13 protein-coding genes are annotated in these 12,092 nt (G+C 50.3%); 9 read left to right on the forward strand and 4 right to left on the reverse strand.

The window, feature by feature from the left end:
• Positions 1–264: 264 nt before the first annotated feature.
• Together K7P76_RS19610 and K7P76_RS19615 are read left to right on the forward strand one after the other, a co-directional pair.
• Positions 265–1,011, forward strand: a complete 747-nt coding sequence (locus K7P76_RS19610) for an ABC transporter ATP-binding protein (protein ID WP_232187017.1) — start codon at positions 265–267, stop codon at positions 1,009–1,011.
• Positions 1,004–2,263, forward strand: a complete 1,260-nt coding sequence (locus tag K7P76_RS19615) for an ABC transporter permease (RefSeq protein WP_232186994.1) — start codon at positions 1,004–1,006, stop codon at positions 2,261–2,263. Before K7P76_RS19610 ends, K7P76_RS19615 begins: the two co-directional genes overlap by 8 nt.
• Positions 2,264–2,332: 69 nt before the next feature.
• Here K7P76_RS19615 and melA read toward each other — a convergent pair whose 3' ends face one another.
• Genes melA through K7P76_RS19630 form a run of 3 tightly spaced genes read right to left on the reverse strand, consistent with a single transcriptional unit; the run spans position 2,333 to position 5,912 of the window.
• On the reverse strand, positions 2,333–3,745 hold the full coding sequence (melA, locus tag K7P76_RS19620; RefSeq protein WP_232186995.1) for an alpha-galactosidase: 1,413 nt from the start codon (positions 3,743–3,745) through the stop codon (positions 2,333–2,335).
• A gap of 23 nt (positions 3,746–3,768) precedes the next feature.
• Complete coding sequence (locus K7P76_RS19625) at positions 3,769–4,821, reverse strand: Gfo/Idh/MocA family protein (protein WP_232186996.1); 1,053 nt, start codon at positions 4,819–4,821, stop codon at positions 3,769–3,771.
• A 5-nt stretch (positions 4,822–4,826) separates the two neighbouring features.
• Positions 4,827–5,912, reverse strand: coding sequence for an FG-GAP repeat domain-containing protein (locus K7P76_RS19630; protein ID WP_232186997.1), 1,086 nt, complete (start codon positions 5,910–5,912; stop codon positions 4,827–4,829).
• 147 nt (positions 5,913–6,059) lie between these two features.
• Between K7P76_RS19630 and K7P76_RS19635 the strand changes: the two genes are divergently transcribed.
• The 5 genes from K7P76_RS19635 to K7P76_RS19650 all read left to right on the forward strand — a co-directional run bounded on the left by K7P76_RS19635 (position 6,060) and on the right by K7P76_RS19650 (position 9,922).
• On the forward strand, positions 6,060–6,905 hold the full coding sequence (locus K7P76_RS19635; RefSeq protein ID WP_232186998.1) for an AraC family transcriptional regulator: 846 nt from the start codon (positions 6,060–6,062) through the stop codon (positions 6,903–6,905).
• 4 nt (positions 6,906–6,909) lie between these two features.
• Positions 6,910–7,041 (forward strand): hypothetical protein, encoded by a 132-nt coding sequence (locus K7P76_RS33190; RefSeq protein ID WP_255678636.1) that lies wholly within the window; start codon positions 6,910–6,912, stop codon positions 7,039–7,041.
• 31 nt (positions 7,042–7,072) lie between these two features.
• On the forward strand, positions 7,073–8,044 hold the full coding sequence (locus K7P76_RS19640) for a glycoside hydrolase family 2 protein (RefSeq protein WP_232186999.1): 972 nt from the start codon (positions 7,073–7,075) through the stop codon (positions 8,042–8,044).
• A gap of 43 nt (positions 8,045–8,087) precedes the next feature.
• Positions 8,088–9,188 carry an SGNH/GDSL hydrolase family protein gene (locus tag K7P76_RS19645; protein ID WP_232187000.1) on the forward strand — a complete coding sequence of 367 codons (1,101 nt, stop codon included), beginning with the start codon at positions 8,088–8,090 and terminating at the stop codon, positions 9,186–9,188.
• A gap of 113 nt (positions 9,189–9,301) precedes the next feature.
• The gene (locus K7P76_RS19650) at positions 9,302–9,922 is read left to right on the forward strand and encodes a hypothetical protein (protein WP_232187001.1); all 621 of its coding nucleotides are present in this window, start codon (positions 9,302–9,304) and stop codon (positions 9,920–9,922) included.
• Between the two features lie 130 nt (positions 9,923–10,052).
• Here K7P76_RS19650 and K7P76_RS19655 read toward each other — a convergent pair whose 3' ends face one another.
• The gene (locus K7P76_RS19655) at positions 10,053–10,940 is read right to left on the reverse strand and encodes a fructose bisphosphate aldolase (RefSeq protein ID WP_232187002.1); all 888 of its coding nucleotides are present in this window, start codon (positions 10,938–10,940) and stop codon (positions 10,053–10,055) included.
• A 237-nt stretch (positions 10,941–11,177) separates the two neighbouring features.
• Between K7P76_RS19655 and K7P76_RS19660 the strand changes: the two genes are divergently transcribed.
• Both K7P76_RS19660 and K7P76_RS19665 read left to right on the forward strand, forming a co-directional pair.
• Positions 11,178–11,435 carry a hypothetical protein gene (locus K7P76_RS19660; RefSeq protein ID WP_232187003.1) on the forward strand — a complete coding sequence of 86 codons (258 nt, stop codon included), beginning with the start codon at positions 11,178–11,180 and terminating at the stop codon, positions 11,433–11,435.
• The gene (locus K7P76_RS19665; protein WP_232187004.1) at positions 11,425–11,808 is read left to right on the forward strand and encodes a retropepsin-like aspartic protease; all 384 of its coding nucleotides are present in this window, start codon (positions 11,425–11,427) and stop codon (positions 11,806–11,808) included. Before K7P76_RS19660 ends, K7P76_RS19665 begins: the two co-directional genes overlap by 11 nt.
• The last annotated feature ends 284 nt before the right edge of the window (positions 11,809–12,092 follow it).

Below are 12,092 nucleotides of genomic sequence, written 5' to 3' on the forward strand. Positions count from 1 at the left end.
GAAACCGTATATATTGTACGATCAAGTATAAGTTTTCATTGCCTTATACCCATCTGATCGCTCGATAAAAATGACATTCTCTGTCTATCAGGACGACGAAGTCGTTTTTACTTATGTTGCAGCAAATGGCAAACGCTTTGATCACCTCGCTTAATTTTGTGCACAGCACTTTCACTCGGTATAATAGGTCATAACGAACGGGAGTATCGAGGGGGAGTCAAAGTGGCTTTACGGCAAGGGGAGAGTATAGTTCCAGCGCTGGAGATGAAGAAGCTGACAGGCGGATACAGCCTGCGGAGGCCGGTGTTGCACGAGGTATCTATTACGGTTAACCCCGGAGAGATGGTTGGTTTGATCGGATTGAACGGTGCGGGCAAAAGTACGGCCATCAAACATATATTGGGCCTGATGGTTCCGCAGAGCGGAGAAGTGCGGATTGCAGGCGTTACGCTAGAGGAAAATCGGGATCGCTATCGTTCTTCGTCCGCCTATGTGCCGGAGCAGCCTTCCTTGTTCCCTAACTTGACGGTGAAAGAGCATTTGGAATGGACGGCGATGGCTTATGATTTGAATAAGGGTTCCGCAATCGCCCGGATGGACGAGCTTGCTCAGACGTTCCGCATGTCCGAAGCGATGAATGCGTTGCCGGACACCCTTTCCAAAGGGATGAAGCAGAAAGTTATGCTTATGAATGCGCTGCTCGTATCCCCGCCGCTGCTCATCATCGACGAGCCTTTTCTCGGATTGGATCCGCTTGCTATCCGCGGCCTTCTGACCTCGTTGGAAGAAGTGCGCGCCGGGGGAAGCGCTATTCTGCTAAGCTCGCATATTTTGCCGGCTCTGGAGCGCAGGGCAAATCGGCTTGTCGTTCTGCATAGGGGACGTATTATCGCGGAAGGCTCGCCTCAAGCCGTTAAGCTTCAAGCGGGCTGTACGGAACCGGATTCAACATTGGATGATGCTTTCGAGGAGCTCGTAGCGGCTGCCGAAGGAGGTACTTTGCGTGCGTGACGAAGGGCAAGAGGAGCAACTCGGCTTTTTGCGCGCTCTTCGCCAAAGTCGCGCCGCTTCTTTTCGTAAAGAGATTTTTCCGCATTTTCGTTATGTGTTCCAAAGCGGGTTCGGTTTGTTCATCTCGGCGATCTTCTTCTCGGCTTTGGTTTGGTATATCGATTTAATTAAAGCCGTGCCTGTGAATTGGCCTGCGGATACGGTAGGTGTCGTCGTAATCTCCTTGGCGGCTCTCCGGGCTCCGTTACGCACTTATATGCTTCCTGCGGATTCTGTCTTTTTGCTGGCGATGGAAAGCCAAGTACTTCAAGCCTATGTTAAGCCGGCCTTGCGAGAGGCGATTTGGACCGGGGTATTGCGTACGCTGGCGGTATTTTTGATTTTCTCGCCAATCTATTTGAGAGCACCCGTTACTTTGGATGTGGCACACTCTCATTCGATTGTAATCATGGCTGCGTTATTCGCCATTATTGCCGGGTGTAATGTATACGCAGGTTGGAGTGAACGAAAGCCGGCGTCAAGGTTGTGGCGTGTTGGGCTTCGAATCGCGCGATGGCTGGCAACCGTTGTTAGTATTGCGGCTTTATTGTTGAAACCGTTAATTATGGCGATTCCTTTAACCGTTATGTGCATGGCCGTTGTTTGGTTGCTGTGGCGAATTCCCGCTCGGCATGCTTTACCATGGGAGAAGCTGATCGGCGAAGAAGAAGCGAGCAGGCGCCGATGGCTATCGTTCCTTGGCTGGTTCGTAGATGTGCCGACGGAAACCTCCAAGCCCGCGCGGCGGGTTTGGATCGCGTGGATCGCAGATTCTTTGCTCTGGCAGCACAAATGGTCTTGGCACTTTCTGTACGCTAAAGTGTTCCTCCGAGGAGAGACGTTCGGCGCTTTCTGGCGTTGGGTTTTATTATCCTGCGTTGTCGTCATCGTGTCGGGGAACGTTGTGGCGGATGCCGTTATTTATGGGATATCGATTCTGATAGGCGGCTTGCAATTGAGCGAGTTAAGAAGGGTGCGTTTCGTCGAAACGGCAGCTACGCTGCCTATTGCACCGGAAGGGCGTCTCATTGCTGCAGCGGCTATAGCCCGGACGGCAGGCATGGCTGCTGCCGCTTTGGTTGGGCTAGTCGGGATCGTAACGGGACCTTTCCGCCTCGATCTTTGGTTGCCGTTAATCGCCGTTGGTTTGTTGTGGTGCGGTTGGTGGATGCCGAGGAAAACTTCCAAATTTACCGACGAAGACGATTTGTAAGTTGCCGACAAAACCAAAAACGACTACCCGGTTGGAGATAATCCCGGGTAGTCGTTTATAGTTGCAGTGTTATTGCGCCAACTCCCCGAAGCGGGAGAAGACGGCGAGAGCGGGATCGATCGGCACTTCAGCGCGCTGGATATCGGCCGGAATGGCAATGTCCGGCGTCGGACGCGGACGACGGTCGCCGAATTGCGGCAACCATTGACGCTCTGCATCAAGCATTTCGGTTACCATATCGCGGATTTCCTTGAGCGTCAGCACCGAGGAGGTAAGCGGATCAAGCGCGATGGCTTGCACGACCGTCTCGGGATCTCCCGATTTGGCGGCAAGCACGGCAAGCCGCTGTACATTGATGTTGGTCATGTTCAACGCCGCGCACTGCGGCGGAATGTCGCCTATGACCGTACGGTGAAGGCCGGTCCGATCGGCGAATACAGCACCTTCGGCGCAGCACTCCGCCGGAAGATTGGAGATCATGCCGTTGTTGCGAAGGTTGCCGCTGAACTTGAAGGTTTTTCCGGTTTCCAACGCCTCGATAATATAGGCGCAATACTCTACGCTTCGCGGAGGAAGATCGTAAGATTCGTCCTCGAGAATATCTTTTTCCTTGTACTTGTCGGCCACATAAGTGCACCACGTATAGTAGGCTCCGGATTCGCCGCCGAATGAAGGCTCGTCGCAATAGAGATCAAGCGCCTTTTGGTTTTTGCGGAACCAAGGAACGTACTCCGACAGGTGACCCGTCGATTCGGTCATGAAGTAGCCGAAATGACGGAATACCTCGCCGCGCACCTTCTCGTTAACGTAAAATTCCGGCTGCTCGAACTTCTCGCGAAGCAACGGATACAGATCGCGTCCCTGATGGGATAGCTTCGTGAACCAGCCCATATGGTTGATGCCGGCGGAGACATAGTCGATCTCGTTCTTCGGAATGCCTACGTATCCGGAGATCAAATCAAGCGTCGTCTGTACGCCGTGACAGAGACCGACATATTGAATATTCGTCTCGCCTAACGCCCAACAAATCATCGCCATCGGGTTCACGTAGTTAAGCAGCGTTGCGTTCGGGCACAGCTCTTCCATGTCGCGGGCAACATCGAGAATGACGGGAATGCTGCGGAGTGCCCTGAATACTCCGCCGGGACCTAGCGTGTCGCCAATACATTGATCGACGCCGTACTTCATCGGAATTTTGTAGTCCAGCTCGAAGGCCGACACGCCGCCGACCTGGAACGAGGTGATGACGTAGCTCGCTCCGGCGAGCGCTTCCCTGCGATCGGTCGTCACCGAAACTTTGGACTTCAGGCCGTTTTTGGCGATGACTTTGTCGGCGAACGCTTTGACCTGCGAGGTTTTGCCAGTGGAAGGCGCCATCAGGACGAATTCGGTATCCTCCAGCTCCGGCGTCGCCATGATGTCGAGCATAAGCGTTTTGCAGAATACGATGCTGCCCGCTCCGATAATCGCTACTCTTCTCATGAGTGCTCACATCCTTTGCGATTTTATTGATATTGCTGCATCATCCGGATATAATCCCGGGCTAGCTTAAGATCTTCCAATGCTTCCTTGGATTCGCACGGCGCCGGACGAACGCCTTGTACGGCAGCGATGAAATTCATCGCCTGTTGGCGCATGGCGGAACGATTCGGCATGATGGGATGCTCGTAGGAAGGGGGCTCCTTGCCGTTATCCTTCATGATCGTCACTTTACCGGCTTGCTGGCGAGCGAGCGGCGGCGGCAGATCTACGCGCACATATCCTTTTTCAAAGCAGACTTGAAGGCTCTCGTTCCACTCGATTGTCGTCTGATAGGGCGCCATCTCAAGTACGACGGTAACGCCGCTCTCGCTCTCGCCCGTCAGCAGAAATCCTCCGCGATCGGCAAACGTTACCCGATAAGGCTCCTGCAGCAGGAAACGAATCGCATTCACCTGATGGATATAGTAATTGACGAAGCTGTCCAACTGATTGGTTTGTTCATCGGAGAAATACGCCGGTCCCGGCTCCATCGGGATAAACGGGTAAGGCTCGTCGGAAGTGAGCGGAGCGTCCGCGCCTCCGATCCAATCGCCCGGCGGCATCGTTACCCGAATGTATTGCAGCTTGCCGTATTCCCCGCTCGATTTCCACTCTTCTATCCGCTTGCGCGCGTGTTCCATTGCGGGATCCGATCTTTTGTGGTAACCGACCATGTGCAAAGCCCGATGCTCTTCCGCAAGCTGTACGAGCTGTTCGCCGGTCTCGACCGTTAGCGACATCGGCTTCTCGGTGAAAACCGGGATGCCTGCCCGGATAATATCCGGAATAATGGCGTGGTGGGAACGGTATTGTTGAGGAGCCACAATGGCATCCACCTTCACTCCGTTCAACAAATCCTGGTGGCTGGAGAAAACTTGCGGAATCCCGTATCGATCCGCTACCAATTGCGCCATCTGCGGACGAACTTCCGCCAGGGCGACAACCTCGCATTGCTCGCTCAGTACCGCGTAGTTGGACAGATGCGCCATCTGCCCCATGCCTCCAACGCCTACAAAACCGATTTTTAATTTTTCCATCGTCCTCACTCCTCGGGTCCCAAATTCTCGAATAAGTACAAGCCTTCCGTGCCAGGCGCGACAATGTCCGGGTAGCCGTTACCCGTTAAATCCTGAATCCACATGTAAATTCCGTTGCCGGACGCTTCTCCCGCAGGGCCGTAATCGATGACATGCTTCTCGAATTGGCCGTTCTTGATCTTGAAGTAATATAGCCCGAGCGGATCGTCGAACCCGGGATCGTTGTCGTGGGCGAGGTATCGCTTGCCCGTCACGAGTTCGAGTTCGCCATCGAGATCGAGATCGACCAGCATAAGATCGTGATATTGAGAAGCGGTCATATCGATTTCATGGCGTATCCAACTGCGGGAGCCATCCTCATTACGTATCTGTTCATACCAGTGCAAGCCGTAATCGTGCGCCTGACCGACGATCAGGTCGCAAAGGCCGTTTCCGCTCACGTCATGTCCGAGAATCGGCACGCTTGCTGAACCCAGAGAAAATTCAGGATGGAACGTCCACAATCCGGAGAATGGATCTTCCGGATGTTCGAGCCAGCCATCGGTAAGCACGATGTCCATTTTCCCGTTGCCCGTAATATCCGCAAAACCAAGCCCATGCCCGCTGCCCCCGTCCGAGATGACCATTTTGCGGAATTGCCCCGTTCCTTTGCCATGCTCATCGCAAATCAGCTTGTAAAATGCTTGGGGTGCCCCAGGCGTATTCGGGAAAATCTCGGGAACGCCGCAGCCGTCAATGTCGAGGTAACGGATCGTTTCTATGTTCGAGGTAGGTTCGATAACGAACGTTTCCCATTCCGAGCTGCTGTCGCCCGGGTTTTTACGCCAACAGAGCGCTTCGCTCCACCATGAACCCGTAATGATGTCCATGCGGCCGTCCCCGTCCACATCCATAGGAAAATCCGAGAAGTCGTCCTGATAATGCGCATACGAAGCGATATCGCAAATTTTGTGCTGCTTGACGAAGTCGGGACCCTCATACCAGTAAGCCCCGCTGACGATATCCAGAATGCCGTCATTGTTGACGTCGAACGCCGAGCAAGCCTCATAAGGAGCTTCGCTAAGCCGTCTTTTCTTGAAGGAAATGGCCATGGGTTCTGTTCCTCTCTAAGCAAAATATATTAATTATTTAGGTAAGCGCTTTGCATTACCTGTTGTAATTAATCTACACCATCAATAAAATGGAGTTCAATGCGTATAGTTGCTTAAATTGGCTATTGAATATTGGGAGTGAGGCTTATGAGCATGAATCAATCGATGTTTGTCCGGATGCCTGAAATTCTGGGTGGAGCGGTATGTAGAGTCGCGCCGGGAGAACGCTTTTATTTTCCTCTGCATCAGCATGATGGAAGCTCGGAACTGCTCCTGATCGTTGAAGGCGAAGGGGATTTCCGGGTGGATGGCAACCTGTATCATGCGAAAGCGGGAAGTCTGATGTGCTACAATCGCGGGATTTGGCATGAAGAGCTGTCGTCCGGCGATAAATTTCTGGCTATTTACGTCGGCTATAAGGGCTTGCAGTTGAAGGGATTGCCATCAGACTACTTGGTGGGGACCGAGCGGTCGGCAATGATCGAGTTGAATGAGTATTTTGTACCAATTAAACAATTATTCAGCGAAATGATAACGGAATGGCTAAGCTCATTGCCTGAATCGGCTGCCGTCGCTAATCAATTGTTTGGCGTATTGCTGGGCAAATTGGTTCGTTTGTTGTATTACACGGGGGAAGATGAGGTTCGTAAACGTCCGGCCAAAGAGTCCGTTCATATGGCTAAAAGGTTCATGGAAGAAAACTATTATACGGACGTGAATCTGACTATGCTGGCTAACCTTACGCATACGAATGCCTATCATTTCATTCATGTGTTCAAGCTGGAGACGGGGTTAAGTCCGATCCAGTATTTGATTCGCTATCGAATGGAAGTGGCCAAGCAATATTTGGTTACGACCCGTTTGTCGATGACGGAAATTGCCGAGAAGGTCGGCTACAGCAGCGAAACTTATTTCCAGAACCTGTTCAAAAAAACGATAGGCACTTCACCAGGGAAATATCGTTCTGTATACCGCGAAGGTCGGGAGGAGTGAGGGGATGCCGTATTTTCGCATGGGGATCAGCAGGTTTAATATTTTTACGAAATTGGTGTTTTCCTTTCTGCTCGCCATTATTCCGATTCTGATCATTAGTTACGACATTTATTCAGAGCGATATGACCGACTATAGGGAGCGGATCATTCAGGGAAAGGGGCGGTTCTTGAGCGAGAGCGCGATCCCGGGATCGCCGCCGCTGTCCTCGTTGCTTAAGATGATGACATGGGAGGATGTGGAGGATAAAACAGGCCGGATTTGGGAGTTTCGGACGAAGGACAATCCGTACAACGGCGTGGAGGATCTAACGCATTACCGAATGCTGGAGAAGACCGCAAGGCAGCTGTTTGGCACAAGCGAAGACCCGCTCATGCGGGTGCGCACGATGGAATATGCCCAGTATGAACTTGAAAGGTTGCAAGGCGAGCATTACCGGCGGCGGAAATATGCGACCAGTGGGCTCCTGTTCTGGATGTATAACGATTGCTGGCCGGCAAGCGGCTGGTCGATGATCGATTATTACGGGTTTCCTAAGGCCGGATACTTCGGAGCGAAGAAGGCGTTCCGGCCATTGATGATCTCGGTGGAGGACCGGAAGCAGGAGATCGGTATCTGGTTGGTGAATGATACTCGCGTTAGGAGTCAAGGGTCCATTGAACTACGATCGGCTCGAACGGATGGAACTGAGCTTTACATCGGCCGGATAGAAGCGGAATTGCCGGCGAATGCTGCCTTTCTAGCGGCCGTGTGGAACAAAGCGGAGTTAGGATTGAGCAGGGAAGCGAGGGACGTCGTAGTGCAGGCAAGTTGGTACCCGAATGAGAGGGTCGGGCTGCAGGAAGGAATGGATGAGGATCGGACCGTTTACTTCGAGGTAATGCCTAAGGATCTTCAATTGCATCCGGCTTCGCTTCAGGTCATATGCCATCCGAAAGACGCGCGCTCAGGCGTGCTGGAAATCATCACGGACGTGTATGCTCGAGTCGTGACCATCGAAGACGAGTTGCTCGTCGAAGACAATTACTTCGATTTAATGCCAGGGGAAACGCGGCTTGTGCCCTATAAGACGAAACCGGGATACTCATGGCGGGGAATGTCAGCCGTTAGTTGCTGGAACGGGCGGCAGGAGCAGGCTTGAATTGTGCGCCGAGGCTAAGGTAAATTAAGGGAGGATATCGGCAGTGTCGAAATTGAAGGTTTGGAATCATAGAAAACCGCTTGAGAAAACGGCAAATGCACTGCGGGCAGGAGCACTCACAATCGGGTTTATCGGAGGATCGATTACGGATGCGAGATCCCGACATAACTGGCCGGAGCCGGTTATAGCCTGGTTCGTTCAGCATTATCCCCAAGTACGTTTTAAAGTTGAAAATGCCGCGATCGGAGCGACGGGCAGCGAGCTTGCGGTGTTTCGCGCGGAACGGGATCTGATCGACCGTGGTTGCCATCTCGTCTTTATCGATTATGCGGTGAATGACGGGGAAGAGCCGTCGGATAAGAGAATGCGCACCCGTGAGGGTCTTCTGCGTAAACTTCTGCAGAATGACCAGTGCGATACGGTTCTCGTATATACGTTCAGCCAAGCCTTCTACCGGGAGATGATGCAGGATCAAGTACCTGCTTCGATTGCCGAATTTGAGCAGCTTGCCGAACATTATCGGTTGGGATCGATCTGGATGGGGTTATACGCGATCGAGGAAGTGAGAAAAGGTTTAATGCGGTGGGAAGAATGGCTTCCTGACGGACTTCATCCTACGGAGCGCGGAAGCCTGAGCTATGCGCAGAGTGTTATTGCTTTTCTAGATAAGGAACTGCGGGAGGGCAGTTCTATTCAGGGGCAGATTGAGACCCATAAGTTAAATGAGCCTCTGCATAACGGTCATTGGGCACAGGCATATGCGTATCCCTTCGAGAAAGTCAAACTTGACGGACCGTGGGTCATTCGCCGCTGGCCTCACCTGGAATGGATCGACCAAGTATTGGAGACCGCCGCCGTAGGAGCAAAGCTAGCTTTTACTTTTCGCGGAAGGGGACTCTCTCTCGGCTTTGACTTCGGCAAAACATCGGCGGAATTTCGTTATCGCATCGATCACGGAACTTGGGCGACAACGGAAAGAGACCGTCCTTCCTGGTGCGGGGATGATGGATGGTATCGGATATACAACATTGTCGACGATCTAATTGCTGGAGACCATTCCATCGAGCTTGAGGTTATTCATGGAGACCGGCCGGAATGTATGGGAACGAACTTCAGGTTGGCGTTAATCGGGGTGATAGTTTAGCAGGGAGCTCGGCATTCGCCATCCGAGGAATAGCTCCATCATTAAACTTATTTGCGGCGGGCTAGACTGTCCAAACGGCCGAATGATATGATGGGTAACGGGTGAAGCATACGATGAACAACAACGAGACAACAAACGCAGAAGTCAACAGCAATCAAGTAACCGATTCCGATGAGAAATTTGCCGAACTGATCAAGGCTGTGCACCATAACGGCCTCATTGCTCTGAAATCGCATTTTGAGAATGTTGAAGGACAAGTGTTGAATCAGGAAATTTACGGCCCGGTTTTTGTTTACCTAGTGAAGGATGATTCGAATAACGGATATGTATGCGGTTTTTTCCTTCGCGAGTTGATCGCGAAGTTCCAGTCGGACAGCGATCCGGCACAATGGATGGCTTCTTTTTTCATCGAGTTGATGAAGAGTGAAGGGGGAAAAGATCTTCCTGAACGACCTGCTAGCGAAGACGAGGCAAAAGCGTTAATCGACAAGGTGCTGGTTCCGCAATGCATAGCGGCAATTCGCGAAGAATTCGCCCCGGAGCAAGTTCATGCGGGCCTTGATTGGAATCAAGAACATGGCCCGGTTTTCGAAGCCGGGTTTCCGGCGATACGGGACGGCAATAACGTGTGCGCTGTTCCTCTTCACCTCTTGTATACGCATTTTCTTCTAAATCGGGATCCTGCCGACCTCATCCTTCAAGGCATGTACAAAATCCGGGAAGAACATGAGTAATGCATGAAGTTCGATCATGCTAGACTCCCCCCTACATCTAGAGAGGTTTCACGATGAACATCTTCGCCGGCCAACAAGCAACGACTCCGAGCTTATAAAAAGTTCGGAGTCGTTTATCATTTGTTGGATTTTATTTGATGGAGGCTTCATAAATGTCTTGTATGGATTTGGACAGCATCGCGTTGAATTCATCGTCTGTTTGCCCGGCGGTTAATCCTTGTGATAAGGCACGCGAGAAACTGGCGATCAATCCATGATTATGTGCCAGCTTTTCATTTGCTTCCGCTTGAGTGTACCCGCCTGACAAAGCCACAACCCGTATAACACGCGGATCCTCCATTAAATCGGCGTAAAAATTGTTTTCCGTCGGGATGGAGAGTTTAAGCATGACTTTTACGTCCTTGCCAAGGGTGGATAATTGATCGAAAATTTCTTTTTTCAATAGTTTTTCCGATGTTTCCTTATCCGCGCTGTGGATATCGACTTCCGGTTCGATAATCGGAACGAGCCCCATCTCCACGATTTGGTTACCGATGGCAAACTGTTGCTCAACGACTTTTTTGATTCCGGCAGGATTGGCTTCTTTAATAACCGAGCGCATTTTCGTCCCGAAGATGTTTCGTTCAACCGCACGCTTCAACAGGTCGTTTAAACCGGAAATGGGCTTCATAAGCTGAACCCCGTTTTCAAGGTCGGCGAGCCCTTTATCGACTTTTAGAAAAGGCACGACGCCTTTCTTCTCCCAAAGATAATCGGCCGTAAATTGCCCGTCAATGGAGCGCTCCATCGTGTTCTCAAATAAGATCGCACCGAGAATGTACTGGGAATCAAACGCGAAACTCTTAATAATACGCGTTCTCATCTCGTGCACCAATTGATACATCTCTTCTTCATTGGAATAACTGTTTTCCTTAATGCCATACTGCAGCAGAGCCTTAGGAGTGCTTCCGCCGCTTTGGTCTAAGGCTGCTATAAAGCCCTTTCCCGTGTGGATTCGATCGAATTGTTTTGTATTCATGGATGTTTCTCCTTCCTTTTCGTGGACTGAATGGCATCTTGAATCTTATTAATTATATCACTTGTACTAGCAGGTATACATTCTAGGTACGCATAATAATGGCAGAGACTATGGTGGGTTTCGGCGTGGGTGAAAGTGATAATCGGAGTGGTAGAGAATAAAAGAATAAGTCTGTTTTGCTAGGGATATACCCATAAATGGTGGTACAATAAGTAAGAGAATGAAGGAGGGATGAACATGCTGTGGTCTGAAGTAAGGAGTCTGTTCCCTGATCAATATGTTTTAATTGAAGAGTTGAGATCCCATTACGAGGGCAATAAACTTCATGTTGATGAAGTTGCTGTTATTAAACCAATTCCTGATCCTCAAGCAGCATTTAAGGAGCTTTTTGCTGCTAAGAATGAACGGTTTGTTTATCATACAGGCAATGAGAAAATTGTCGTGGAAGTTCGTGATAAGCCAATGATCAGGAGAGCGCCAAACCATGAATCTTGATTATGTAGATGGACTATTATTTTCCAGTGTCTTTATCAAACATAATGGAAAAACTATTCTGGTTCCTCATATTGTAATCGATACAGGGGCAGCAGAATCCATTATTTCCATCGATGCAGTCGAAGAATTATTCAATACATATGAACCTGAGGATCAAATTCGCTTCATGACTGGTATTGGTGGAAGAGAAGCCTCAGTTAGAAGAAGAATTGATCAAGTTGAGTTTCATTCTTATAAAGCCCAAGATATTCGAATTGATTTTGGACGTATTGGGGAGTATTCAGGAATCAATGGTCTGATCGGACTGGATATCTTAATACCAGGTAAATTTATCGTCGACCTTCACCGATTACGACTTTATTTTGAGGAATAAGTATTTGATCCCTTTACGCTCTATCATATGCATATATTAACACGCCAATTGGGCGTGGTTTTTTTCGTTTGCCGTAGCTCATATAGGGTGAGATTGGACACCTAATGACGGAGAAATCGATAACGTGACTCTATGAAACATAATGTGTATTGTATTATTTAACGGCAATCCGAAAGAAGTCCTCTTCCTCTATAGGGAGGGGATGAATTTCGGCTAGGCGAAGCCTAGAATCTTCGTGCTCGAAGTCATGACCTTAAAAACTTACAATGAGCTCGGAAATCTAG

The organism is Cohnella silvisoli (assembly GCF_021190915.1).
In the GTDB taxonomy this organism is placed as follows: domain Bacteria; phylum Bacillota; class Bacilli; order Paenibacillales; family Paenibacillaceae; genus Cohnella; species Cohnella silvisoli.

Bases quoted from the DNA above. Each gene is read 5' to 3' on its own strand.
- K7P76_RS19655 (WP_232187002.1), bottom strand. From the start codon at position 10,940: ATGAATACAAAACAATTCGATCGAATCCACACGGGAAAGGGCTTTATA.
- K7P76_RS33190 (WP_255678636.1), top strand. From the start codon at position 6,910: ATGCCGTATTTTCGCATGGGGATCAGCAGGTTTAATATTTTTACGAAA.
- K7P76_RS19650 (WP_232187001.1), top strand. From the start codon at position 9,302: ATGAACAACAACGAGACAACAAACGCAGAAGTCAACAGCAATCAAGTA.
- melA (WP_232186995.1), bottom strand. From the start codon at position 3,745: ATGAGAAGAGTAGCGATTATCGGAGCGGGCAGCATCGTATTCTGCAAA.
- K7P76_RS19665 (WP_232187004.1), top strand. From the start codon at position 11,425: ATGAATCTTGATTATGTAGATGGACTATTATTTTCCAGTGTCTTTATC.
- K7P76_RS19635 (WP_232186998.1), top strand. From the start codon at position 6,060: ATGAGCATGAATCAATCGATGTTTGTCCGGATGCCTGAAATTCTGGGT.
- K7P76_RS19625 (WP_232186996.1), bottom strand. From the start codon at position 4,821: ATGGAAAAATTAAAAATCGGTTTTGTAGGCGTTGGAGGCATGGGGCAG.
- K7P76_RS19610 (WP_232187017.1), top strand. From the start codon at position 265: ATGAAGAAGCTGACAGGCGGATACAGCCTGCGGAGGCCGGTGTTGCAC.
- K7P76_RS19630 (WP_232186997.1), bottom strand. From the start codon at position 5,912: ATGGCCATTTCCTTCAAGAAAAGACGGCTTAGCGAAGCTCCTTATGAG.
- K7P76_RS19660 (WP_232187003.1), top strand. From the start codon at position 11,178: ATGCTGTGGTCTGAAGTAAGGAGTCTGTTCCCTGATCAATATGTTTTA.